The following is a 25,229-nucleotide window of genomic DNA, read 5'->3' on the forward strand; positions in this document are numbered from 1 at the left end:
TTACATTCTATTTTCTGACCTTGCTTTAATTCCCGCTTATTTTGCGCCAGACTGACAGCTTCGATTATTTAGCGGGAAAATTAATAATGAAAAAGCTTATATTCGCCTTCGTCACTGGAATGATGTTGAGTGCCTGTAGCACCGGTATAAAAACCCAGACGGCAGCAACCGATAGCGGTAACATTCTGCCCTATCCTATTTACCAGCACAAAATGGCTAATGGTTTGAATGTGGTAACCGTGCCGTTTGATTCGCCCGGACTGGCGGCGTTTTACATCATTACCCGGGTTGGCTCACGTAATGAAGTGGAGCCCGGCGTGACCGGTTTTGCCCATTTCTTTGAACATATGATGTTCCGCGGCACCGACAAATACCCCAAAGAAGCTTACAGCGCGGCGTTAAAATCCACCGGTGCAGCGGCCAACGCCAATACCAGTCAGGATCGGACCGAGTACCATATGACCGGCAATGCCGAAAAACTGGAACTGATGTTTGAACTGGAAGCCGATCGTTTCCAGAACCTGAATTACTCGGAACATGAATTTAAAACCGAAGCTGGCGCGGTAAAAGGTGAGTACACCAAAAACTTTGCCAGCCCGTATAGCCAAATTAACGAAAAACTGTCCGAGACCGCTTTTACTACCCATACCTACTCACACACCACCATGGGGTATTTTAAAGATATCGTCGATATGCCCAATCAGTATGAGTATTCCAAAACCTTTTTTGATCGCTACTATCGTCCCGAGTACAACACCATTCTGGTGGTGGGTGATGTCACCGCCAAACAGGTTAATGACCTGGCCGAAAAATACTTCGGTGACTGGCAACATGGCAGCTATGTATCCAAAGTGCCGACGGAACCGCAGCAGACCGAAACCCGTTATACCCACTTGCAAAACGGCTCTATTCCGCCTTATTTCAGTATGAATTACAAAGGTCCGGCGTTTAGTGATAAACAAATCGATATGCCGGCTTTGGATGTGTTGTCATCAATGGTCTTTTCACCCACCTCGGATTTATATAAAAAACTGGTGATTGATGAGCAGAAAGTCCGCTTTATCGGCGGCGGGGCGCAGGATAGCCGTGACCCTAACCTGTTCAGTATTCAGGTATCCATGGTAAATAAAGACGATATGCCTTATGTGAAGGATGAAATCGAAAAAGCCATTGCCAAAGTGCAAACTGAAGGCGTCGATCCGGTTAAATTGCAGCGCACCAAATCCAACCTGAAATACAGTTTTGCCATGAGCATCGACACACCAACTGCTATTGCCCAATCGCTAAGCCACTATATTCAACTAACCGGCGATCCCGAATCCATCAATCGACTCTATGCGTTATATGACGATGTGAGTGAAGCGGATGTCAAAATGGTGGCAAACAGATATTTTGACCCGACCCGACTGACCATCGCCACTATCAGCGAAGACGAACAAGGAGCTTTACAATGAACACATTACTAAAAAATACCATTGTACTGCTGGTACTGCTTTTTACAGTCCAGGCACAGGCGCTGGATGTCGTCGAACTGAAACAACCCAATTCCAATAAAGTGGTAATCAAGGTTCGATTTGAGAATGGCTCGGTATCCGATCCTGCTGAATTAGCCGGATTAACCTATGCGACCGCATCGCTAATGACACAAGGTGGCGCCGGCGGTATGAGTTACGCCGATATTCAGGATAAAATCTACCCTTGGGCGGCCAGTTATAGCGCCAATGCAGATAAACAAGTAGTTACCTTTACCTTTCAGGTACCCAGCAAATTTATTGATCAGTTCTATCCGCTAGTCAAAAATGTACTGCTTGCGCCGGATTTTACAGAAAGCGATTTCGAACGGGTGATGAAGAACCAGCAGAACTATGTGGATCAGGTTGTACGAGCCTCCTCGGACGAAGATTACAGTAAATTCGCGTTGGAAGATTTATTGTTCCGGGGCGGCAATATGCAGCATTTATTGCAAGGTACATCGGCATCGGTCAAAAATATCGGCTTAGCCGATATTAAAACGTTTTATCAACAAGCCTTTACCCGCCATAACGTCTCGTTAGGAATTGCCGGCAATTACGATGATACGCTGCTGACCAAGTTAAAAGCCGATCTCGCCCAACTTTCTGACTCGGCGTTTACACCGGCAACGCCATCCAAAGCCAATCAGGCTAAGGGTATTGAAGTGGAAATCATCGCCAAAGACGGCGCGTTTGGTTCGGCCATATTCACCGGCGCGCCTTTACCTATCACCCGTGCCGATGATGACTTCGCTGCGTTGATGATCGCTAACTCCTGGATGGGCGAGCATCGCAAATCCTATTCGCGTTTGTATCAAAAAATCCGCCAAACCCGCTCGATGAATTACGGCGATTATTCCTATATTGAATGGTATGACAATGGCGGGCGCAATCAGCTGCCACCAGCAGGCGTGCCGCGTGCATCCAATTACTGGTCAATCTGGATCCGGCCGGTACAAATTGCCGAGCAACTAAAAGCCCAATATCAGGAGTTATCTGATATCAACATCGGCCATGCTCATTTCGCCCTGCGTCTGGCACTACGCGAATTCGATCTGCTAATAAAAAACGGTATGGACAAGCAAGAATTCGACGCCACCAAAACCTTTTTGCGCAGCTACATTAAACTCTATGCACAAAGCGCCGAGCAGCAACTGGGTTGGTTAATGGATTCGCATTTTTATGGCCGTGATAACTATCTGGCTGCGATGGATAAACTGCTGGCCAAAACCACCCTTGAACAGGTGAATACTGCTATCCGCAAGTATTGGCAGACCGACAATCTGTTCGTCACCATCGTCACCGATAAAAGCGAAGCCCAGCCGCTGGCAGATAGCCTGTTAAATAACACGCCATCACCGATGACCTATTCCAATCTGGTTAAATCCGGTTTGCCGCAAGAAGTATTAGCGGAGGATGCTGAAATTGCCCGTTACCCACTGAATGTGAAAAAGGTTACCCTGGTGCCCTCGGCCGATACCTTCCAATAACCCGTTGTAGTTAACTAAAAAAGCCGATAGAGGAAAGACCTTGTATCGGCTTTTTATTGCTGCAGCAACAGAATGTTAATTCAGCATGGTTTTCAGTTGTTCGGCGAAGTCGATAAACCGCTGTTTGACTGTACGCTTCATCTTGACGCTGGTACTGGCCAGAATACATCGGCCTTCAATAATGACTGTAGGGGCGGCCGGATCGCTTTTTCCGTCCAGTGTAGTATCAGTACTGCCTAGCACATTGGAGGTACGGAGTATGACATTGACGTTATCGGGCACATAAATGGTGTCATCTGACAGGACGCTTAACAAGTTGATACGCACAGTTGGGTGAGTGAATCTGGCTTGGGTCAAATCAATCACCATATTACCCAGCAAACTGAAACATTTCAGCTCTTTGGGTACATCCCAAATACCGCCACGCTTGTTACTACTGAGGATATTGGTGATTTGCTCCTGTTCAACGGTGTCACCTGGGGTATAACGGGCAGAAAAGGTTTCGTTTTTTGTTTCGGTATAGGACTCATCTACCGTTAACGTCAAATCTTCCACCTGGACGGCTAATGTTTGATGGTCATCACTTTGATTGGCAATATCCAGCCGCCGTTCAAATGCTTCCAGTGAGATTTGTCCATGACTGTAATTCATAATCAATTGATCGATGACTTCTTCACGCAATTTTTCTATGGGTCTGTCGGTTAATTTAACGGCCATATGGGTTCCCTGCAATGTGGTTGACCAGCATAAGTTGAGTAGGACATTTGAAGCAATCCATATACCAAAATAAAAAACCTTAAATAACAGCAAGTTATAAATTTAATCTTTGCCTGCGACGGTGAATAACACCAATTATTAGCGAATTATACGAATTACTGCCATTTAAAGGTAAACTAGCGCGCTTAATCATTACAGATAAATTATCTTGCAAAATATAGAGTAACCAATATGAAAATCGGAATTCTGGGCGCCATGGATCAGGAAGTCGCCCTGCTGCAATCCACCCTGGACAACATCAGCATCAGCCATTGGGCGCATTTAACCTTCTTTTCTGGCACTTTACATAATGTTGAAGTGGTAGTGGTGAAGTGCGGTATCGGTAAAGTAGCCGCCTCAGTTGCTACCACCGTGATGATTGATCGTTTTGCTCCTGATTATGTAGTGAATACCGGCTCTGCAGGTGGCTTTGATGCCGATCTGAATATTGGTGATGTGGTCGTCGCCTCGGCGGTGCAACATCATGACGTGGATGTGACCCATTTTGGTTATGAACGAGGACAGGTTTATGGCATGCCAGCCATTTTTCCCTGTGATGACAAGTTGATTCAGGCGGCGGAGCAGGCAGCACATGAAGTGGCGCACGTAAAAACCAAACGCGGGCTAATCTGCACCGGCGATTCCTTTATCGGTTGTGATGATGCTGTTGCAAGGTTACGCGGCTTATTTCCCGACATGCACGCAGTTGAAATGGAAGGGGCCGCTATCGGACAAACCTGCTTTATGCTCGACACGCCTTTTGTGGTGATCCGTTCGTTATCAGATATTGCCGGTAAAACTTCCAGTATGTCCTTTACCCAATATATTGAAATCGCCGCTAAACACTCGGCTGAGCTGGTTATGGGCATGATTGCAATACTGGCTAAATGACCGAAACGTTATTTGCCCCGCAACTGCAACCCGTTTGGGTGTTGCTAATAGCAATACTGGTTGAGCGGCTTTGGGCCTGGCCGGATAGATATCATCCGCTGGGCTTTGTGCGTTTAATCGCCAAACAAATGGCGGCCAAAGTTAATCATAATGATAACAACGCCTTTCAACAGAAAATTGCCGGTGCATTGGCCCCTACTGTTCTGTTGCTGCCTTTTATTATTGGCGCCACAATACTGATCCAACTGGCTGAATTTCCGTTGTTTTTTGACGGATTACTGTTGTTGGTGGCATTACAATTCAAACCTGTAACGGATAGAGTTCGCAGAGTGTCCAACGCGCTGGAGCGAAACAAAAAAGCCTTGGCTCGCGACATCTTGCAATACTTGTGTCTGCGCGAAACCCAGCAACTGTCCGTCATCGGTATCAGCAAGGCCGCTATCGAAACCTTATTGCTGCGTTATTGCTATCAATATGTGGCGGTGATGTTCTGGTTTTTGGCTCTTGGTGGAGTCGGCGCCATCAGCTACCGGCTGGTTTACGAATTCAGTCTGCACTGGAACACCAAACTGGAACGCTACCGCCACTTTGGTACGCCAGTCGCGCGACTAAGCCAGTTTCTATACTGGTTGCCTGCCAGAATCATGATTGCAGGCCTGATGTTAAGTGAGAACATCAGCGGATCATTCCGCGCATTGCGCCAACGTAAAAACCGCAATACCCATACCGCCATCCTGGCTGCCTGTGGCGGTGGATTGAAAGTCCAGTTAAGTGGTCCGGTGATGTATCGCGGTCAAAAATATCGATATGCCAAACTGGGCGCCAGTCGATTACCCGAAACTCAGGATATTCGCCGTAGTCTTAATGCACTAGATAAAACACTGGCTATTTTGTTAGTGTTCAGTTTACTAATCGCCGCGATGCTGTATGGATTAAGGAAGTTACTATGAGGTACTTGGCGCTGTTTTTACTGCTTAGCCATGTCAGTTGGGCAAAACCGCAAAAGATTATCAGTTTATCTCCTCATCTAACCGAACTGGTTTATGCGCTCAACAGCGGCGATAAACTGCTTGCTATCAGTGATTTCAGCGATTATCCCGCCGAAGCAGCCAAGCTGCCTTCTGTTGCCAGCCATCTGGGAGTCGATTTTGAAGCCATCATGCGTCTGCAGCCGGATCTGATTCTGGCGTGGCGCGGTGGAAACAAACCACAAGATTTGAATCGACTGGAAAGTCTCGGTTTTAGCCTGTTTTACTCTCATCCGGAAAAGCCTGCCGATATTGCCATCGAGATCATGCAACTCGGTAAGCGATTAGGCCAAATGGACATCGCCAAACAACTTAGCCAACAATACTCTCATCAACTCGAGCAGATAAAACAACGTTACGCCGCACAATCCAGACTTAGCGTTTTCTACTATATGTGGCCCAAACCTTTAATGACCATTGGCCAGGGTGCGTGGGCCAATCATTTGCTGGACTACTGTTCGGCCGACAATATCTTTGCCGACGTCTCTGCCGCCTACCCGGAAGTCGGTATAGAAGCGGTTGTCGAGCGCCAGCCTGAAGTGATTATCGCCGCGCAAAAAGCCGCTCCGGCCGAAGTGCAGCAATTTTGGCAAAGCTGGACGCCGTTGATCCACAAGCATAAAGTGAAAGTAGTGCAGGTTAACCCGGATTTGCTCCATCGTTTTACCCCTCGCTTAGTAGAGGGTCTCAATACATTGTGCGAGAAAATTCGCTAACGATTTATGTTACTCAGCTTGATATCAGCATGGATCAATCTGAACGGTTGTTTTATGCTGCTCTTCCAAACTAATGAACATCTAATCGCTTCCGATAATCTTTTAATATTCATTAATCAAAGGTCGTAACTATGACAGCAACCAACACCACACTAAGCAACAACGACTACAAAGTCGCCAATATGGAATTGGCAGCATGGGGCCGCAAAGAACTGACCATTGCCGAAAGCGAGATGCCTGCACTAATGGCGATCCGTGCCAAGTACCGCAATCAACAACCGCTGGCTGGTGCCAATATCCTTGGCTGCATTCATATGACTATTCAAACCGGCGTGTTGATTGAAACCCTGGTCGATCTGGGTGCCAACGTACGCTGGTCATCCTGTAATATTTTTTCCACCCAGGATCATGCTGCCGCAGCCATAGTCGCGGCAGGCGTACCGGTTTATGCCTGGAAAGGTGAGACTGAAGAAGAATATGAATGGTGTCTGGAGCAGACAATTCTCAAAGACGGTCAACCCTGGCAAGCCAATATGGTGCTGGATGACGGTGGTGATTTAACCGCCATGTTGCATGAAAAATATCCGCAAGTACTGGAGAATGTGCATGGGATCACCGAAGAAACCACCACAGGTGTGCATCGTCTGGAAGAAATGCTACGCGACGGCAGTTTGAAAGTCCCGGCTATTAACGTGAACGACGCCGTCACCAAATCCAAAAACGATAACAAATACGGCTGCCGCCACAGTTTGAACGATGCCATCAAGCGCGCCACCGATCATTTGCTGGCGGGTAAAAAAGCGCTGGTGGTGGGCTATGGCGATGTAGGTAAAGGCTCTTCCCAATCGTTACGCCAGGAAGGCATGATTGTCAAAGTCAGCGAGATTGATCCCATCTGTGCCATGCAAGCCTGTATGGACGGTTTTGAAGTTGTATCACCTTATAATTTTGGCAATAACACCGGCAAACTGGAGGATATCAATTCCGATCTGTTAGCCAACACCGATCTGATTGTCACCACCACAGGTAATTCCAATGTGTGTGACGCCAATATGCTGCGTTCGCTCAAACCGGGTGCGGTTGTGTGTAATATCGGTCACTTCGACAACGAGATCGATACCGCCTTTATGCGTAAAAACTGGCGATGGGATGAAATCAAACCGCAGGTCCATAAAATTTACCGCAGTGAGCTGGAGGCCGATCACTTATTACTGCTTTCTGAAGGCCGTCTGGTGAATTTGGGCAATGCCACTGGTCATCCATCGCGCATTATGGACGGATCTTTCGCTAATCAGGTATTGGCGCAAATTCATTTGTTCAAACAAGGTTTTGCCAATATGAGTCCGGAACAACAGCAAGCGGCCATGACAGTCGAAGTATTACCTAAACAACTGGATGAAGAAGTCGCTCGCTATATGGTGCAAGGTTTTGGTGGCGTGATTACCAAACTCACCGAAGCACAGGCTAAATATATTAATGTGGATGTTAATGGCCCGTTTAAATCAGACTTGTATCGTTACTAACATCTTACTTACATTCGTAAACTAAACAGGATGCTTCGGCATCCTGTTTTATTGTTACTTTAATAATCACCACATAGCCTTGACACTGATAACAGGTTAAAATTACGCCGTTTTCCGTTTCTGGAGTGTTCTGGTGAGAGCCATCTGTTTTTTACTGTTATCTGTTGTGTGTTTTTCCACACTTGCTGCGACACCTCTTATTTCACAACAAGCATTATTGACCAGCGATGACAATGAACGTTTAATCCTAGATGTACGCAGTCAGCAAGAATTTGCACAAGGTCATGTTCCGGGCGCCATTAATATTCCGCATACTGACCTTGCCAATCAAATTGATAAATTAACACCTTATCAAGACAAGACCATTGTGCTTTATTGTCGCTCTGGTCGTCGTGCAGAAATAGCGGCGGACACCCTAACTAAATTAGAGTTCAAGCATCTGTTACATCTAGAAGGCGATATGCAGGGCTGGATAGCCAATCAGCGCGCTGTTGAAAAGCAGGAAATTGAAAACTAATGCCAAACACCTATACCGATCGTGATAAATACGGCAAATATTCGATAGAGATAGAAAACCGAATCCTGATGGTAACGGTGAGCGGTGCCTTGGGTAAAGGCTTAACCAATAAATATACTCAAAATCTCTACGCAGCCGTTGAGCAACTGGAAGACAAGCCCTGGGCTTATCTGGCTAATGCATTGCAGTTTGAAGCCCTGACCAACGACGGATTAAATTATCTAACTGAATCTTTTCAGTACTGTATGCAGCATAATTGTGTGGCTGATGCTTATTGCATGACGTCCAGCCTGGCGATAAACCAGGCCGATCGTATCAGACGTCAATTTGGCGCCAAGGACGATATTCAACAACGTCTGTTTAGCGAGGTAAATTCAGCTAAAGTGTTTCTTAACCAGTATCTGGAACAACTAAAAAAATGATAATCACCCTGACCACACCGGCGATTTTATTTCCTGCCATATCCTTGTTGCTATTGGCTTACACCAATCGCTTTGTGACTTTGGCCAGCATTATCCGCACTTTTGATTCAAGCGAAGTCAGTGAAAGCGCGCAAAAACAGATTGCCAATTTACGTAAACGCATTCAATTAATTAAACGCATGCAGGAAGCGGGCGCAGCCAGCTTTTTTCTGTGCGTATTGGCCATGTTGGCGATCTATTCCGAATACCAGCAATTAGGCAGCTGGATTTTTGCCGGTTCGCTGGTATTACTGCTGTATTCACTGTGGATGTCAGTATGGGAAATTCGTATCTCCGTCGAAGCATTAGATGTGCACCTACAGGAATACAACCTGCCCTATAAGAAGCGTAAATGATTCACATTGACTATCAACAACTTAGCCCACAGCATTTCGATGCGGTTATTCAGCTCGGTAATGACGTACATGGCGATAACTACCTTGATCAGGCTGCAATACAACGTATTTACCAACTGGGTTTGAAAGACAATATCAACGCCAGTTGGGTAGCAATGGATCAGGATAAACTGGTGGGCTTTCGCCTGACTATTGCCGCGGGGAACTGGCAGCCGGATAAATGGTGTAGCCCCGAATTATGGCCAACTTCAATCGACAAAACCTGCTATTTCAAATGCAATACGGTTAACCCCGACTATCAGGGCAGTGGCATTGGCTCGGCGATGTTGAAACGTTCGGTTGAATCAGCCCGGCAACAAGGTGCGCAAGCCGGTTTAGCCCATATCTGGCTGGCCAGCCCCGGTAACAGCGCCTTTAAATACTTTTCCAAATGCGGCGGTAAACTGATTAAGGAACATCCGGGTAAATGGCTGGAAAACTGTATTTATGATGGTTATGTCTGTCCTATCTGTGGCACTGACTGCGACTGTGTGGCGGCTGAAATGCTGCTGCCTTTTAATGACACGTCCTTTTAGCAATCAAACACAATGTACGACCCCTTAATCGATACCAGCCCCGGCCAGAATGTGCCTTATCCTGATTCGTATTGGGCCAGCGGTGTTAAGCCAACCAGTTATCCCCAAGCCGAAGGCGAAATCAATACTGATGTTGCCATTATCGGTGGCGGCTATACCGGATTATCCTGCGCCTATCATTTAGCTAGGCAAGGTGTACAAGTCACCTTGCTGGAAGCCAATCAAGTCGGTTGGGGATGCAGTGGCCGTAATGGTGGTTTTGTACTCAATGGCACGGGGCGTTTATCTTTTCCACAAATGCAGCAAAAATGGGGTGAACAGACTGCCAGATTAATTTACGCAGAATATCGCAGTGCCATTGATAAAGTCGCCGAGTTGGTCGAGCTGGGCAATATTAAGTGCGATAAACAATCCGGTGGCTATCTTAAAGTGGCGCACCGATCCAAACTGGTTAGCGGATTAGAGCAGCAAGCCGAGTTAATGCGCAACAGCTTTGACGATCCGGTGCAATTTATTGATCGCCCGCAATTGCAACAGCAATATATGAAAAGTGAGCAAGCTTACGGAGGTTTGTTGTTCCCGTATTGTTTTGGCGTACATCCGTTAAAAATGGCGCAAGGCTATGCTGCACTGGCCCACAACACCGGCGCACAGTTGCATCAAGGTTCACCGGTCATTAACTGGCAAAAACAACAGGATAAACAAGTACTGCATACCCCTTCGGCTCATGTTCGCGCTAATAAAGTGGTGATTGCCAGTAATGGTTATACGTTAAATAAATTTCATCCCGAGATAGACAGCCGTCACTTCCCGGTGTTGTCCAGCATTATCGTCACCGAGCCATTAACGGCACAGCAATTAACCGACTGTGGATTAAGGCCGGGATTAATGGTGATGGATACCCGTTCGCTTAAGTATTATTACCGTTTACTGCCGGATAATCGCATTTTGTTCGGTGGGCGTGGCGCTATTTACGGTAAACAAGCCAACCATCCTGTGTATAAAAAGCGTCTTTTGACTGCACTTAAGCAAAGTTTTCCACAGCTGGATGCACTTAGAGCTGAATATTTCTGGAGTGGCTGGGTTAGTGTATCGTTGGATGACTATCCACGTATTGCCCAGGCCGAATCGGATAGCAAGGTGTTTTACGCAATGGGCTATTGCGGTTCAGGTGTGTCTTTTGCCAGCCAGGCCGGATACCGCTTGGCACAACGGGTAATGGGCGAAAATAACTTGCCGGGCTTACCGTTTTTTAGCACGCCACTTAAAAAATTCCCCTTCTCGCCTTTTCGCCGTCTGGGTCTGGCAGCCTTTTACCACTGGGGCCGCTTTAAGGATGAATGGCTGTAAATTGTGCAATATTTGTACTTATTGCTAAAAACGCTCTATCTTTGAATATCGCTGTTAAAATCAGTTTTTCAAGGAAAGACCCAAATGCACACCCGCTTATTACACTCAATTATTAACACAGCTATTTTAATCCTGGCTTTATCTACCGTATTGACTGCCCAAGCCCGAATTGTGCGCAGTGGTGGTGATGTTCGAGGTACAGACTCATTTAATTTAACCGTTTATCTCACTGACGAGATAAATATCAATGAGATTGGTTATGACTATAACGGCGGTAATCTGTATGACAGCTTTTCTTATAATAGTTATCACGACTATGTGTATGCCACGCCGTCGGATTCTTGCCATTTTGATGTCAACTATGATCCTGTTTCCAATCAGGATTATCGTACCGATTGTGATTATGAATTTGATCTTGGTGAACGTTTGCAACTGGAGGGCGATATTGAAGTGTTTTTGCAAGGTACAGCCCGCTACGATCTTGTCTGGACTATTAGCCAGGGTGCTCAAAGTTGGCAGTATGCCTTTCTAGATATGGATGCCAGCAACGGCGTTCTTAGCCAACATCTTTTTCTGGATGTTGCCATGCCAACGGATATGGCCGTTGGCGACTATAATGTTACGCTGGATTTCACCCAGTATGCCGCACCCACACAAGTTTATTTCAGTTATAGCGCTTATACCGACCCAGCAGTGTGTGCGGTGCTGGGTCCAGTAGGCACGCCGGAAACCTGCGGCCAGCTAGGTTCCAGCTCGCCCGGCCTCAGTTTTTTCTCTAATACGGAGCAATTAAGGGTGTTAGCCAATATCCCTGAACCCGGCGTGTTCTATTTAATATTATTTGGCGCGTTTGGACTTCGCTCCAGAATAATCCAAAACTAGTTAAAAGCATCGGAAGCCGAGACTTACAGATTAAGTAACTCTTTGGCTTTAGCGCGCTGTAGTGCTAAATCCTGGCTGATTTGCTGGCTGATATGCTGGAACTCCGGATTATCTTTTAACCGGGTAAATAATGGATCTTTGTCTGTCCACCATTCCCGCCAACCCTTTTTCACCGCCTTATCCAGTTGCTCGATGGCTAAACTATTGTCCCCGTTTAAAGCCGCAATTCTGGCACTTAGATAAGTATAAATATTATTGGTAATGCCGTTATGCTGTGCCTCGGACACTTGCTTGTCGCAACGGTTAATGATGGTTTGAGCTTCCTGCTGCCGCTCGCTTTGCTGCATTGCCCAGGCGATTTCAATCCCTGGGCTACAATAGGGCATGGCATATAATTCAACCTCGGAAAAGCCTTTGTAAGACTTTGTAGCTAGTTTAATACCTTTGGATTGCTCCCCCACCAATAGCTGATACCAGGCGGCCTCAAATTGCAGCCAGGGATCGTCCGGTTGCGCTGCTAGCTGAAACTCCATTTGTTTAAATAATTCGTTATATTGTCCAGAGACTAATAGTGATGTGGTTTTATATTCCTTCATCATAACCGCTGACATGGGTTGATCGGTAATATTAAGCTGAAATAACACATCCAGATAGCTGTGCTGGAAAGTAATATTTTCTGGCGAGATATCCAGTGCGGTTTTCCAGTGTAAAAGGCTTTGCGCTAATTCACCATTCTGAAACGTTATCCCTGCTAATCCTTGATGTCCCATTGGTGACTCGGGAAAATCCCGGATTAATTGGCTAAAAAGTAATTTAGCCTGGGCCAACTGACCATGTTTGGTCATCTCAACCGCGCGATTAAACATAGTCGCAATCGATACCGGGTCAAGTTGATAGGCTTTTTCCAGTGCTTGTAATGATTCCGCATAACGGTTTTGCCGTTTGAGTTCCAGATAGCGCCACATATGGGCAATGGCCAGGTTGGGGTTAAGGCTAATGGCTTTATCATATGCGGCCAGTGTTTCATCCGGCTTTTGTTGCAGTTCAAATACCTTGCCCTGAATGGCATAAGCCAACGGAATATCAGCCTGACGTACAAAGGCTTTAGCCAGATTCTGCTCTGCCAACTGGCTGGCAATTTCCGGTTCCAAAATGCCAAAACGTAGAATATCTTTTGATAGCATCAAAATCGCATCGGCCAGTCCAACATAAGCCAGCGCATATTCAGGATCAATGGCAATCGCCTGTTCAAAATATTTACGTGCCTGTTTAAGTGATTCAGTCGTTTGTTTACGGTATTGTTCACGGCCTTTAAGGTAAATCACATAAGCATCGGTACTGCTGGTTTTAGCGCTATTGGTCACTTCTCCAGCTTGTAGATAATTATCCTGCAACAGATTAACCACTGAGCGGCCAATTTCAGTTTCAATAGCAAATACATCACTGAGTTTACGCTGGATATTGTCAGTCCATAATGTATGGCCATTGCCACTATCGATTAGCTCCAGACGCAGTTTTAATCTGTCGCCAATACTGCGTACACTGCCGGATAAAATAGTTTGCACCCCCAGCCTGCGGGCCGCATCCACCGGCGTCAGTCCTTGCTCGCTCAGTTTCAATGCCGAACCGAAAGAGGCAACGGTCAAATTAGGCAGTTGGCCCAGCAAACCGGTGAGTTCCTCGGCAATCCCTTCGGCCAGATAGGCTTGATCCTGATCCGGGCTTAAATCCCGAAATGGCATCACCGCGATAGATTCGGCGCGCTTGACCATATCGGTTCCTTCACGGGATTTAGCCATATCCGCTTTAATCTGCCCGTAGATCTGGTACCCCAAAAACATCGAGCCCAGTACAATCACCGCTAACCCCAGCCAACGCATCTTGCCCAAAGGCTTGACCGGTTCAGAGGTATCTTCGGCGGTACGTTTTATCCCTTCGCTGGTGATTTCAAAGTACCACGACAAATAGAACACCACCGGAAAACCGACGATCAATAACACAGTAATAAAAGTCCCGGTCAGGGGGGATAGGTTAAGGATGGGAAACACCACCGACACGACTTGCAATACCAGCCAGGCAATACCCAGATAAGCCACTAAGGTACGGATTACATTACGGCGGCGAAGCTCGGAAAAAAATTTCATCAAGGCTGACAATACTGTCTCCCACGATTGATTAGCAAAAGCGTTGTTTGCAACAAAAGAGGTTTGACAGCATGCAAAACGAAGTGGGGTAACTATATGACTTTTAGATGCAAATTGACAAGCGCTAGAGAAATGACACCTGTATTCGCTGGAAATGTTGAGTACTAATGGTAATAAACTGCTCCACCCACCCCTGAGCCACTTGCGGTTTGTATGCTGCATATAACTGGCGTTTAATACCTTGCGCAGTTAACGGCAATGTTTGAATAAGCTGTTGCTCGACCTGGTTTTTTACCAACCAATCCGGTACGGCACTAACGCCTAATCCCGCCGCTACCATCTGTAAAATCACATTACTGTTTTCAACTTTACGCAGGGTTTGCGGCTGAACCTTGGCCGGATTCAGGAACAACTGGAAAATATCCAGACGGTTTTGTTCAACCGGATACGTAATCAATACCTGATCTTGCAAATCCGCAGGTTGAATATAAGGCTTTTGGCTAAGAGGATGATCCTGACTGACTGCCAACACCAACTCAAATTCACCAATCAACTGATAGTCCAGTTCACTGTCACTATCCACTTCATCGGTAAATAAGATACCTAACTCGGGATTATGGCTAAAGCTGTTGGACTCAAACAAACTATCACCAATCAGATCCACATCGACCTCGGTTTGTTCTTGTCTGAACTGCTGAATGGCAGGTAGTAACCACTGAAAACAGGCATGGCATTCAATGCCAATATCAAAGCGAGGTTTGGGCTGTTTGATCTTTTTTAACTGAGCCTCGGCATCTTGTACTTTCGGTAACAGTTCTTTGGCGAGTTCTAAAATTATCTTGCCTTGCGGGGTAAACACAATGGGGGAGGTTTTGCGTTCAAACAATGGTTGACCAATACGCCCTTCCAGCTCCTTGATTTGATGCGACAGCGCCGACTGACTAGTGCACAGCATCTCAGCCGCTTTAACCAAGCTACCTGTTTGCTGCAGCCTGAGTAAGGTCTGCAGATGTTTAATCTCTAGCATGATGAATTTTTTTCATATTGATGATGCAAAACTTGCGCTTGTGGGTGAGTGCATTTGTCATGATTATAACCATCCAAACATCTAGACGTCCATAAGGAATTATCATGCGTATTCACAATCTGGGTTTTCCCCGTATCGGTCACAAAAGAGAACTGAAGTTTACTCAGGAAGCTTATTGGCGTGGCGAGTTAAACCAATCCGAATTTTTACAGCGCTGTCAGTCATTACGTCAACAAAACTGGCAAACCCAGCAACAGGCCGGGATTGAAATCTTGCCGGTTGGGGACTTTTCCCATTACGATCATGTACTTAATACCAGCTTGTATCTCGGTATTGTGCCCAAACGCTTCGAGCATCAACAACATAATAAACTGGATCTGGAATTTGAGATTGCTAGAGGGCAATCCCAATCAAGCTGTGGCTGTGCAAGCAACGCTAATGGCAGTGCCGCCAGTGATATGACTAAATGGTTTAATACCAATTATCACTATATCGTACCTGAGTTTGCCAAAGACCAAGCCATCCAAGTGGATATCAGCTCATTATTGGCGCAAATAGAAGAAGCCAGAGATCAGGGCTTCACCACCAAACCGGTGTTACTTGGCCCATTAAGTTATTTGTGGCTAGGACAATATACACAGGGTGACAAACTCGAACTGCTCACCACTATTTTAGATGGCTACCAACAGATATTTGAGCAATTGAATCAACATAAGGTTAGTTGGTTACAAATCGATGAACCCATATTGGGGTTAGAGCTAGATAACGATTGGCAACAGGCATTTAAACAAGCCTATAACGAATTGAAAAAAGGCTCGTTAAAATTAATACTGACCAGTTACTTTGCCAGTGTCGATCATCATCTTGAGTTGATCGCCTCGTTACCTATTCAGGCGGTGCATCTGGATATTGTGTCCGAGAAAACCGATATACAACGCATAATCGACACCTTGCCAAAACACTGGGTGATTTCTTTGGGGGTAATTGATGGTCGTAATATTTGGCGCAGTGATTTATTAGCCTTATATCAACAATTAGAGCCAGTTTATCAACAGCTCAATGGTCGTTTATGGTTGGCACCAAGCTGCTCGTTGTTACATAGCCCGGTAGATTTAGACCAGGAACAGCAACTGGATAGCGAAATAAAAAACTGGCTGGCATTTGCCAAGCAAAAATGTCAGGAATTGGCACTGCTTAAAGCCGCCTTAACTACCGGTGAGTTACAAGCCATCATCGAATATTCCACACCGGTTAAACAACGTGCTATTGCGGCCAAGATCCACGATCCGGCAGTACAGCAACGGGTCAGAGAGCTAACTGAAGATAGCAGTCACCGCCCGCAGAACTTTGCCGCGCGCAAGCAGATTCAACAACAAGCATTGGGATTGCCCCTATTTCCCACCACCACCATTGGTTCATTTCCACAAACCAGCGAAATTCGTCAACTACGGGCTAAATGGCGTAAAGGTGAGATTAGTGATCAACAATATACTGTCGCCATCCAGTCTCAAATTAAGGACACCATTAAACGTCAAAATTCACTGGATCTGGATGTATTAGTCCATGGTGAACCTGAACGTAACGACATGGTGGAATATTTTGGTGAACAGTTGGACGGCTTTGCTATTACCCAATTTGGCTGGGTACAGAGCTACGGTTCACGCTGCGTTAAACCACCCATTATTTTTGGTGATATCAGCCGTAAAAAACCGATGACGGTCGACTGGATAAGCTATGCCCAGCAGCAAACCACAAAACCGGTAAAAGGCATGCTAACCGGTCCGGTGACGATTTTATGCTGGTCCTTTGTGCGTGATGACTTAGCACTGGAGCAGGTCACGCAACAAATCGCCTTAGCCATCAGTGATGAAATCGAAGATCTGATTAACGCCGATATTAATATTATTCAGGTGGACGAACCGGCGATTCGTGAAGGTATGCCGCTAAAACACAGCCAATGGCAAGGCTATCTTAACTGGGCCACGGCAGCTTTCCGTTTATCTTGCGCCAAAGCACCGGCACAAACCCAAATTCATAGCCACATGTGTTATTCGGAATTTAATGACATTCTGCAAGCCATTATCGACTTGGATGCCGATGTACTGACTATCGAAACATCCCGTTCCAATATGGCGGTGCTGGATGCCTTTGAACAACAGCATTATCCCAATGATCTGGGGCCGGGCGTGTACGATATTCATTCACCCAATATCCCGGCAGTAGACTGGATGGTGAACCTGCTGAATAAAGCGCGTGAAACCATTAGCGATGACCGTTTATGGGTCAACCCCGATTGCGGCCTTAAAACCCGAGGCTGGCAAGAAACCGAAGTGGCCTTGCGTAATATGGTACAAGCCGCCAAGCAACTGCGCACATCGGTAAATCAGCGCGAACCACAGCCAGTGGAAAGCGCGCTAAGCTAACAGTAACAGTGTGGTTATCCTGGATGTTAACCGGGGTAACCTTTTAATTGTCCCTGTTCTGTTCTCGTTTTAGTACTATAAAGTCAACAAAATCAAGGTCTGTTGCGTAGTTATGCCATGTGGTTTATGCTTTTTATACTTCTTACCAAAGCATCGTGTTTGGCTAGAAAGCAGTATCTTTTAATCTCGTCAATGTAGCTGGGCACTATACATTTTTAGTTAACAGCACAAGGAAGCGTGGAGGATATGATAAAAGGTGTGAAGTTATTAATTATCCCGTGGTATTTATGCTTGATATCGCTCACCACTCTCCCCGCCTATGCTGCCACACACTCTTTTTTACAACCACTTGGGCCCATTGCCCACGAACAATTATTTCATCTTTATTGGGTAGTAGGCCTGTGCTTGATTGCCGTATTGCCGGTAATTATTGCCACGCCCTGGATTTTATGGCGCTATCGTTATCTTAATCCAAAAGCAACCTACACACCTCACTGGACATATAATCGTAAACTGGAAATTGTCCTATGGGGTGGCCCTTCTGCCATCGTGTTAGCGCTATCAGTTTTGTTATGGAATGCAACCACAAAACTTGATCCTTACAAACCGCTGGACACGGCAAAGACACCACTATGCGTAGATGTAATCGGTTTGAACTGGAAGTGGGTATTTATTTATCCTCAATATAATAGGGCAACCGTTGATACGCTGATAATCCCCACCAACACCCCAGTTTCTCTGCGCCTGACCTCCGATACTGTAATGCAGAGCTTTCGAATCTCCGCCCTCGCCGGACAAATTTATGCCATGCCCGGCATGCAAACCCGGCTTCATTTTATTGCCAATCAAGCGGGGGAAGCCATTGGTGAAAATACCCAGTTCAGCGGAAAGGACTTTGCCCGCCAGCAATTTAGTCTGTCCAGTGTCTCTGATGATGACTGGCAAAAATGGCTTTCAGGTAAACAAATCAGCTCAATGACTGCCGAAAGCTATCATCAACTGGCGCAATCCGGACTGGCGGAGGAGTTTTCCCCTGCTTTGGCAAAAACCGGTCTTCAGGCTCCCGTGTTTTCACTTCAGGACCCGGCTCTTTTTGATCGGGTAGTAAAACGATACCATCAGGGAAAACCGGTTCGGGGAACCGAACAGCCGGGCGCTAAACAGTTTGATGCCAAACATGCCACACTGCCCAATATAACTGGACATACGTCCTGCTCCGAGGGGAGGCCAGAATGAATCTGTGGGGTAAACTACAGTGGCAGGATATCACGCTATTTTCAGTTTTCCGTCACCCTACAACGAACGTCGCGATTGATAGCGGCGCAGGCTGGTTGGTGGTGTTAGGCACCATTGCTGTCTTATGTTTTTTTACCCGGAACCGATTATGGCGGACGGTCTGGTTCGACTGGTTAACTAGCCTGGATCATAAAAAAATTGGCCTGATGTACATTATTCTTGCGTTAGTCATGCTGATCCGGGGTGTCGCTGAGGGTTTTGTTATGCGTTTGCATCAGGCTTCAGACACAACTACGTCGCCGCTACTCTCGTCTCATCATTTCGCCGAGCTATTCAGTACCCACGGCACCATCATGATTTTCTTTGTCGGAATGCCGTTTATCATCGGCTTTATCAACTACCTCGTTCCCCTGCAGATTGGCGCAAGAGACATGGCATTTCCCTTGTTGAATCAAGTTAGCCTCGGCCTGACCGCTGGCGGCGCAACACTGATCATGATTTCACTTATGGTGGGCGAATTTGAAACTGGCGGTTGGACAGCTTATCCCTCCTATACAAGTAAGATATTTTCACCGGGCGTAGGGCCAGACTACTGGATTTGGTCAATTGGATTGTCAGGCATTGGCACCATGCTGTCAGGTGTCAATTTCGCCGTCACCATATATAAGCTGCGGGCTCCCGGTATGGACTTTTTTCGTCTGCCACTTTTTACCTGGACGGCTTTATGTACCAGTATTCTTATCATCTTTGCCATGCCGCCGCTGACCGTGGCAACTGTTATGCTAGCGCTGGACAGGTATCTGGATTTTCATTTTTTTACTAATGATCTGGGTGGCAACATGATGAATTACGCAAATTTGTTCTGGATGTTCGGCCACCCCGAAGTTTATATTTTGATTTTACCTGCCTATGGTGTTTTTTCCGAAGTCGCGGCAACTTTTGCCGGTAAACGACTTTATGGTTACCGCTCACTGGTCATTGCCACTATGGGTATCACGGTGCTGTCCTTTACAGTATGGGTACACCATTTTTTTACTATGGGGCAACGTGCCTCGTTAAGTGCCGCGTTCGGAATTGCTACACTACTTATCGCCATTCCTACTGGCGTTAAAGTATACGACTGGCTGGCAACGCTTTATCGCGGCCGCATTCGCATCACCACGCCGGTGGTTTATCTAGCCGGCTTTTTTATACTTTTCGTGATAGGCGGGCTCAGCGGGCTGGTTTTGGCCAATCCCTCTATCGACTTTCAGGTACATAATTCGCTGTTTCTGGTCGCCCATTTCCATAATGTTCTTTTGCCCGGACTACTGTTCGGTATGCTTGCTGGCGTCCATTTCTGGTTTCCAAAAGCATTTGGGTTCAGGCTCAGTGAACGCTACGGTAAGTTAACAGCCTATCTGTGGATTATCGGATTCAGTATTACTTTTTTGCCGCTTTACTGGGCGGGTCTCAAAGGGATGCCACGACGAAGTGCGCTAGTTGCCGAGGCCGACCTTTCCCCGCTAATGTTACTGACAGCTGCAGGGGCAATTATTCTGCTCCTTGCACTGTTTATGCTGTTATTTACCTTCTGGTATAGCTACAAACACCAAAAGGCCTTCGCCTCACCAAACGGTGACCCCTGGAATGGGCGAACGCTCGAATGGTGGACGCCCTCTCCGCCCCACGAGTGGAATTTTGCTCATCCGTTGGATATTAAGTCCCGGGATGCCTTTGTCTACGCCAAAAAACATCTATCACCCTATGACAACGTCAATCAATATCACGACATTGTCATGCCGGGCCGCTCCTCACTGGGCGTTATCTTTATGTTATTGACGATAATATTAGGGTTTTCACTGACGTGGGAAATTTTGTGGCTCGCAGTACTATCAGCTTCGGCAGTACCGGTAATGATGATAGCGTCCAGTTTCCGTGCTGACCCAAAGCAAATTATTCCTGCAGCTGAAATAAAACGCCGGGATCAACAATGGCGAAAAACGGCTCGCGATGCCCTGTCTATCCGTCGCGATCAGGAGACCACCTCACAAAATACAGGTAAAGCAGCAGCCGAGGGAGAAACCGAATGACCAGCCAAACTTCCCACCCGGGTCTGAATATGGGTGAAAAACATGCTGGCGTTGAGGAACGGGCAGAAATTGTCATGTTCGGTTTTTGGGTATTCCTGATGAGCGACGTGATTATATTTGCTATGTGCTTTGGTGTTTACGCTACTGCAACGCATGCACTGGCTGGCGGCCCCGGTCCACAGGAGCTGTTCGATGTTAATAGTATCATCTGGCAAACCGCCGCTCTGTTACTCAGTAGCTTAACCTGCGGTCTGGCCAGCCTGCGCCTGAAACATGCCCATAGCGATTCTCAATCACAAAGTCGTTGGAAGCTCATCCTGTGGATTGGGCTAACGCTATTACTGGGCATCATGTTTTTGGGGCTGGAAATGCGCGACTTTATCCACATGAGTGAACAAGACGCGGTCCCTTCGCGAAGTGGGTGGCTAAGTGCTTATTGGGCACTGGTTGGTTTACACGGGCTCCATCTTGTTATCGGGGTGCTGTGGGGCATTATCGTTATTGCACACATTGTGCATTTCAATCTTACCGATATGACCAAAATGCGCTTTATGCGATGGAGTTTGTACTGGCATTTCCTCGACATCATCTGGGTCGCTATCTTTTCAATGGTTTTTCTGGGAGGTTTGTTGTGAATAACGAATATCAACAGGAACGAAGACATTACCTGACTGGTTTTGCCTTGGCTGTAATAACAACCATCGGGTCATTTTATCTGGCGCTGGCAAGCGAGTTTTCTTCGACGCTAAAGATTACGGGAATTGTAGTACTGGCGCTGATACAAATAGTTGTTCATTTTCGTTATTTTCTGCACATCGATTTTAGCCGGCAAAAACGAGAGGATCTTCATCTCATTCTATTTACCAGCTTACTGATATTCATTATGGTCGGTGGCACCTTATTGATCATGGGCGATCTTGCCCAGCGAATGCACTGACTACGGCACGACTTCCACACGGCTTTGTGAAATCATCAACATCTATTTATATCAAGAAATTCTGATTTTGTTAGCTAAGCGTGTCGATATTGATGGCAGCTGTTCGACTATAAGCTATTAACGCTCACTTCGGGCAGTTCACTACAGCAAGGAAACCATTATGTCATTTCAAGCCTATCTGGATAATATCCAGGCTAAAACCGGCAAAAGCCCGGCCGATTTCAAACAACTGGCAGAGCAAAAAGGATTTACCCGCAACGGTACACTTAAAGATAAAATTAACGCAGGCATGATTGTCAATTGGCTAAAACAAGACTTTGAGTTAGGCCACGGTCATTCAATGGCGATTTATGCACTGCTAAAAGGGACAAAAACCGAAAGCAGTAAATAGTCGACTTTTTTACCGGTTAACGGACCTAACAATGCTGGATTCCCGCTAACAACATGCGGGAATAACAAAAATCCCCCTTGATAAGCCAATAAAAAGGGAAGCATAGCTTCCCTAATCTTAATAAAATTGCGATTTAGCTTAAAGTTATGCGGGCAAACTTACGTTTACCTACCTGATATACATTAGTGCCAGCAGTAGTGAGTACCAACTTGGTATCCTCAACTTTGTCACCATCAATTTTCACTGCACCTTGCTTGATCATGCGTATGGCATCGGAGGTGGAATTAACCAGTTCGGCTTGTTTTAACAGATTAGCAATGGCAACCCCGTCAGCCTCTAATCCAAAAGTCAGTTCCGGCATATCATCAGGGATGGCATTTTTCTGGAAACGCTGAATAAAATCCTGATGCGCTCCTTCGGCGGCAGCTTCATCATGAAAGCGCTCGATAATTTCTTTCGCCAGAGCAATTTTAATATCGCGAGGATTTGCACCGTCGGCCATTTGTTGTTTCAACTGGGCGATTTCGTCCAGTGGACGGAAGCTTAACAAGTCATAATAGCGCCACATCAGCTCGTCGGAAATCGACATGATCTTGCCAAACATATCATTCGGTGCGTCAGTAATACCGATATAATTGTTTAACGACTTGGACATTTTCTGCACGCCATCCAGCCCTTCCAGCAATGGCATCATCAGTACAGTTTGTGGACGTTGGCCTTCTTCTTTTTGCAGCTCACGGCCCATCAACAGGTTAAAACGCTGATCGGTACCACCCAGCTCCACATCGGATTGCAGGGCGACAGAATCCCAACCTTGGACCAGCGGATATAAAAATTCGTGGATAGCAATCGGCTGGCCACCGTTATAGCGCTTTTTGAAATCATCCCGTTCCAGCATCCGTGCCACCGTTTGGCGGGCAGCCAGCTTGATCATGCCGGCAGCACCTAACTGTTCCATCCACTCGGAGTTAAAACGAATGGTAGTTTTGGCCGGATCAAGAATTTTAAACACCTGCTCTTTATAAGTTTCGGCGTTGGCCAGTACGTCTTCTTTGGTTAACGGCTTACGGGTAACGTTTTTGCCGGTTGGGTCGCCAATCATGCCAGTGAAATCACCGATCAGGAAAATAACCTCATGCCCCAACTGCTGAAATGTGCGTAATTTATTAATGAGTACAGTATGACCTAGATGCAGATCAGGCGCAGTGGGATCAAAGCCCGCTTTAATTTTCAACGGTTTACCTGTTTTAAGTTTGTCGGCTAACTCTTCACCGACCAGAATTTCTTCTGCACCCCGTTGAATTTCCGCCAGGGCGGCTTGCCAATCTGACATTGTCTACTCCTCAATCCTAAATGCGCTAAAAGCCAGCAGCGCATTCTACTTGCGCGCTGTAGGCATTTAAAGAGGCAGTGGAATGAAAAGGGAATTTAATTGCCCAATGATGGACTAATAAAGCTTGGGCAAGGCGAACAAACAGCAAGTTAAATTATTTTTGTATGTTTTTTAATCGATTGCCGATACATAATAATACGATAACATACCCTTAATACCGTCAGGGTTACTGGAAAATGAAGTGAATTTCTTATATTCTGCGCTTAGTGCTACATAGGTTGTAAACGTTTTATGCTTAAATCTACTTTTCAAAAGCTACCTTATCGTCATAAGGTGCTTATCTCCTTTCTTCTGGCCTTTACCTTTATTCTGGTGTTATTACCTTCAGAACAGGCCAGCGCCTCCAAGCAAACCAACGCAGACGATCTGGTGCTGGGTCAGTTATATCCGCTACCGCTGCACCTGGACAATTTATCCGATGATCCGTTGGTGGACGATCTCGACAGTCCCGACTGGAAAACCTATTCAGTGCGCAAGGGCGACAATCTGGCTAAAATATTTTCCCGTGCTGGCCTCACGCCGCAGGAAGTCTACGCGGTATCGCACGCCGGTGACGATGCTAAAAAGTTGCTCAAAATGATGCCCGGTGACGAATTGTCTATTCTGGCCAACAAACAGGGACAATTCCGTTCGCTGAATTTCCGCTTTTCGCCTACTGAATCATTAAACATTAGTTTCGACGACAAAAACCAGTTGCAAACCCAGATCGACAAAAAACGGGTAGAGAGTCTACTGGGCTTTACCAATGGCGATATTGAAAGCAGCTTCTGGAATGCCGGGATCAAGGCCGGTATGACCGAAAGCCAAATTATGAGTCTGGCCAATATTTTTGGTTGGGACATCGATTTCGCCTTGGAACTGCGTACCGGAGACAGTTTTAGCGTAATTTTTGAAGAAAATTATATTGACGGTGAGTTTGTCGGATATGGTGATATTGTCGCGGCAGAGTTTGTTAACCAGGGCGAGAAATTCTCGGCTATCCGTTACGAAGACGGTCGTTATTACACGCCGGAAGGACGCAGTTTGCGCAAAAGCTTTTTACGCGCGCCGGTTAACTTTAAATATATCAGCTCGAATTTCAATCCCAGACGTTTCCACCCTATTCAGAAGCGTTACAAGCCGCACAACGGTATTGATTACCGGGCAGCCACCGGCACGCCGGTTGTGGCATCCGGTGATGGCAAAGTCATTAAAGCCGGTTATAACCGTTTTAATGGTAACTATGTGTTTATCCAGCACGGTGAAAAATACGTGACCAAGTATCTGCATTTCTCCAAGCGGGTAGCCAAACTGGGGCAAAAGGTTAAACAGGGTCAGGTTATCGGCTATGTGGGCATGACAGGTATGGCCGAAGCGCCACATTTACACTATGAATTTCTGGTTGACGGTGTGCATCGTAACCCGCGTACCGTATCATTACCTAAAGCAGAGCCTATTGCGAAATCTGAACGCGCTAAATTTATGACCGTTGCTGACCACTATCTGGCCCAGTTGCAAAATAACAAGCGTATTATGTTAGCCATGAACTAAACCCGTTGCCTTAGCTGACT

The 25,229-nt window shown here is 46.3% G+C and carries 23 protein-coding genes; 19 read left to right on the plus strand and 4 right to left on the minus strand.

Translation table 11 applies throughout. The features are described from left to right. Window positions 1-86: 86 nt before the first annotated feature. Window positions 87-1,454 carry a M16 family metallopeptidase gene (locus tag V1467_RS17550; protein WP_416306273.1) on the plus strand — a complete coding sequence of 456 codons (1,368 nt, stop codon included), beginning with the start codon at window positions 87-89 and terminating at the stop codon, window positions 1,452-1,454. Beyond that, window positions 1,451-3,001, plus strand: coding sequence for a M16 family metallopeptidase (locus V1467_RS17555; protein ID WP_416306274.1), 1,551 nt, complete (start codon window positions 1,451-1,453; stop codon window positions 2,999-3,001). The genes V1467_RS17550 and V1467_RS17555 overlap by 4 nt, the downstream gene beginning before the upstream one ends. A 75-nt stretch (window positions 3,002-3,076) precedes the next feature. Here the strand turns inward: V1467_RS17555 and V1467_RS17560 are convergent, their stop codons facing one another. Further along, entirely contained in the window at window positions 3,077-3,718 is a 642-nt protein-coding gene (locus V1467_RS17560; RefSeq protein WP_416306275.1) for a LiaF domain-containing protein, read from the minus strand. Window positions 3,719-3,949: 231 nt separating this feature from the next. On the opposite strand from V1467_RS17560, the gene V1467_RS17565 reads away from it, so the two are divergent. The 10 genes from V1467_RS17565 (at window position 3,950) to V1467_RS17610 (ending at window position 12,056) form a co-directional block, all read left to right on the plus strand. Further along, window positions 3,950-4,648, plus strand: coding sequence for a 5'-methylthioadenosine/adenosylhomocysteine nucleosidase (locus V1467_RS17565; protein ID WP_416306276.1), 699 nt, complete (start codon window positions 3,950-3,952; stop codon window positions 4,646-4,648). Then, the gene (locus V1467_RS17570) at window positions 4,645-5,598 is read left to right on the plus strand and encodes a cobalamin biosynthesis protein CobD/CbiB (RefSeq protein ID WP_416306277.1); all 954 of its coding nucleotides are present in this window, start codon (window positions 4,645-4,647) and stop codon (window positions 5,596-5,598) included. The genes V1467_RS17565 and V1467_RS17570 overlap by 4 nt, the downstream gene beginning before the upstream one ends. Further along, window positions 5,595-6,392 (plus strand): cobalamin-binding protein, encoded by a 798-nt coding sequence (locus tag V1467_RS17575; protein ID WP_416306278.1) that lies wholly within the window; start codon window positions 5,595-5,597, stop codon window positions 6,390-6,392. The genes V1467_RS17570 and V1467_RS17575 overlap by 4 nt, the downstream gene beginning before the upstream one ends. Before the next feature lie 131 nt (window positions 6,393-6,523). Continuing rightward, window positions 6,524-7,915, plus strand: a complete 1,392-nt coding sequence (ahcY, locus tag V1467_RS17580; RefSeq protein WP_416306279.1) for an adenosylhomocysteinase — start codon at window positions 6,524-6,526, stop codon at window positions 7,913-7,915. A 133-nt stretch (window positions 7,916-8,048) separates the two neighbouring features. After that, window positions 8,049-8,432, plus strand: coding sequence for a rhodanese-like domain-containing protein (locus tag V1467_RS17585; protein ID WP_416306280.1), 384 nt, complete (start codon window positions 8,049-8,051; stop codon window positions 8,430-8,432). Continuing rightward, a complete protein-coding gene (locus V1467_RS17590) occupies window positions 8,432-8,854 on the plus strand; it encodes a hypothetical protein (RefSeq protein ID WP_416306281.1) in 423 nt (140 codons plus the stop codon). The genes V1467_RS17585 and V1467_RS17590 overlap by 1 nt, the downstream gene beginning before the upstream one ends. Continuing rightward, a complete protein-coding gene (locus tag V1467_RS17595; RefSeq protein WP_416306282.1) occupies window positions 8,851-9,249 on the plus strand; it encodes a DUF2721 domain-containing protein in 399 nt (132 codons plus the stop codon). Before V1467_RS17590 ends, V1467_RS17595 begins: the two co-directional genes overlap by 4 nt. Continuing rightward, window positions 9,246-9,824 (plus strand): GNAT family N-acetyltransferase, encoded by a 579-nt coding sequence (locus V1467_RS17600; RefSeq protein WP_416306283.1) that lies wholly within the window; start codon window positions 9,246-9,248, stop codon window positions 9,822-9,824. The genes V1467_RS17595 and V1467_RS17600 overlap by 4 nt, the downstream gene beginning before the upstream one ends. 12 nt (window positions 9,825-9,836) lie before the next feature. Further along, window positions 9,837-11,174: an NAD(P)/FAD-dependent oxidoreductase gene (locus tag V1467_RS17605; protein ID WP_416306284.1), complete on the plus strand. Its 1,338-nt coding sequence runs from the start codon at window positions 9,837-9,839 to the stop codon at window positions 11,172-11,174. Between the two features lie 84 nt (window positions 11,175-11,258). After that, on the plus strand, window positions 11,259-12,056 hold the full coding sequence (locus tag V1467_RS17610) for a hypothetical protein (protein WP_416306285.1): 798 nt from the start codon (window positions 11,259-11,261) through the stop codon (window positions 12,054-12,056). 23 nt (window positions 12,057-12,079) lie between these two features. On the opposite strand, the gene V1467_RS17615 is transcribed toward V1467_RS17610, so the two are convergent. Together V1467_RS17615 and V1467_RS17620 are read right to left on the minus strand one after the other, a co-directional pair. Beyond that, window positions 12,080-14,200 carry a hypothetical protein gene (locus V1467_RS17615; protein ID WP_416306286.1) on the minus strand — a complete coding sequence of 707 codons (2,121 nt, stop codon included), beginning with the start codon at window positions 14,198-14,200 and terminating at the stop codon, window positions 12,080-12,082. Between the two features lie 124 nt (window positions 14,201-14,324). After that, entirely contained in the window at window positions 14,325-15,227 is a 903-nt protein-coding gene (locus tag V1467_RS17620; RefSeq protein ID WP_416306287.1) for a LysR substrate-binding domain-containing protein, read from the minus strand. A 104-nt stretch (window positions 15,228-15,331) separates the two neighbouring features. Between V1467_RS17620 and metE the strand changes: the two genes are divergently transcribed. The 6 genes from metE (at window position 15,332) to V1467_RS17650 (ending at window position 22,286) form a co-directional block, all read left to right on the plus strand. Then, window positions 15,332-17,650: a 5-methyltetrahydropteroyltriglutamate--homocysteine S-methyltransferase gene (gene metE, locus V1467_RS17625; RefSeq protein ID WP_416306288.1), complete on the plus strand. Its 2,319-nt coding sequence runs from the start codon at window positions 15,332-15,334 to the stop codon at window positions 17,648-17,650. Window positions 17,651-17,896: 246 nt separating this feature from the next. Next, complete coding sequence (locus V1467_RS17630) at window positions 17,897-18,886, plus strand: hypothetical protein (RefSeq protein ID WP_416306289.1); 990 nt, start codon at window positions 17,897-17,899, stop codon at window positions 18,884-18,886. Beyond that, window positions 18,883-20,958 carry a cbb3-type cytochrome c oxidase subunit I gene (locus tag V1467_RS17635; protein ID WP_416306290.1) on the plus strand — a complete coding sequence of 692 codons (2,076 nt, stop codon included), beginning with the start codon at window positions 18,883-18,885 and terminating at the stop codon, window positions 20,956-20,958. Before V1467_RS17630 ends, V1467_RS17635 begins: the two co-directional genes overlap by 4 nt. After that, window positions 20,955-21,593, plus strand: a complete 639-nt coding sequence (locus V1467_RS17640) for a cytochrome c oxidase subunit 3 (protein ID WP_416306291.1) — start codon at window positions 20,955-20,957, stop codon at window positions 21,591-21,593. Before V1467_RS17635 ends, V1467_RS17640 begins: the two co-directional genes overlap by 4 nt. Continuing rightward, the gene (gene cyoD, locus V1467_RS17645) at window positions 21,590-21,895 is read left to right on the plus strand and encodes a cytochrome o ubiquinol oxidase subunit IV (RefSeq protein WP_416306292.1); all 306 of its coding nucleotides are present in this window, start codon (window positions 21,590-21,592) and stop codon (window positions 21,893-21,895) included. The genes V1467_RS17640 and cyoD overlap by 4 nt, the downstream gene beginning before the upstream one ends. Window positions 21,896-22,055: 160 nt before the next feature. Further along, entirely contained in the window at window positions 22,056-22,286 is a 231-nt protein-coding gene (locus V1467_RS17650) for a DUF4287 domain-containing protein (protein WP_416306293.1), read from the plus strand. A 133-nt stretch (window positions 22,287-22,419) separates the two neighbouring features. Here the strand turns inward: V1467_RS17650 and tyrS are convergent, their stop codons facing one another. After that, the gene (gene tyrS / locus V1467_RS17655) at window positions 22,420-23,619 is read right to left on the minus strand and encodes a tyrosine--tRNA ligase (protein WP_416306294.1); all 1,200 of its coding nucleotides are present in this window, start codon (window positions 23,617-23,619) and stop codon (window positions 22,420-22,422) included. 291 nt (window positions 23,620-23,910) lie between these two features. On the opposite strand from tyrS, the gene V1467_RS17660 reads away from it, so the two are divergent. Continuing rightward, window positions 23,911-25,209: an OapA family protein gene (locus V1467_RS17660; protein WP_416306295.1), complete on the plus strand. Its 1,299-nt coding sequence runs from the start codon at window positions 23,911-23,913 to the stop codon at window positions 25,207-25,209. Window positions 25,210-25,229: the final 20 nt, after the last annotated feature.

The sequence above is a fragment of the Neptunicella plasticusilytica genome (genome assembly GCF_047922965.1).
Lineage (GTDB): Bacteria > Pseudomonadota > Gammaproteobacteria > Enterobacterales > Alteromonadaceae > Neptunicella > Neptunicella plasticusilytica.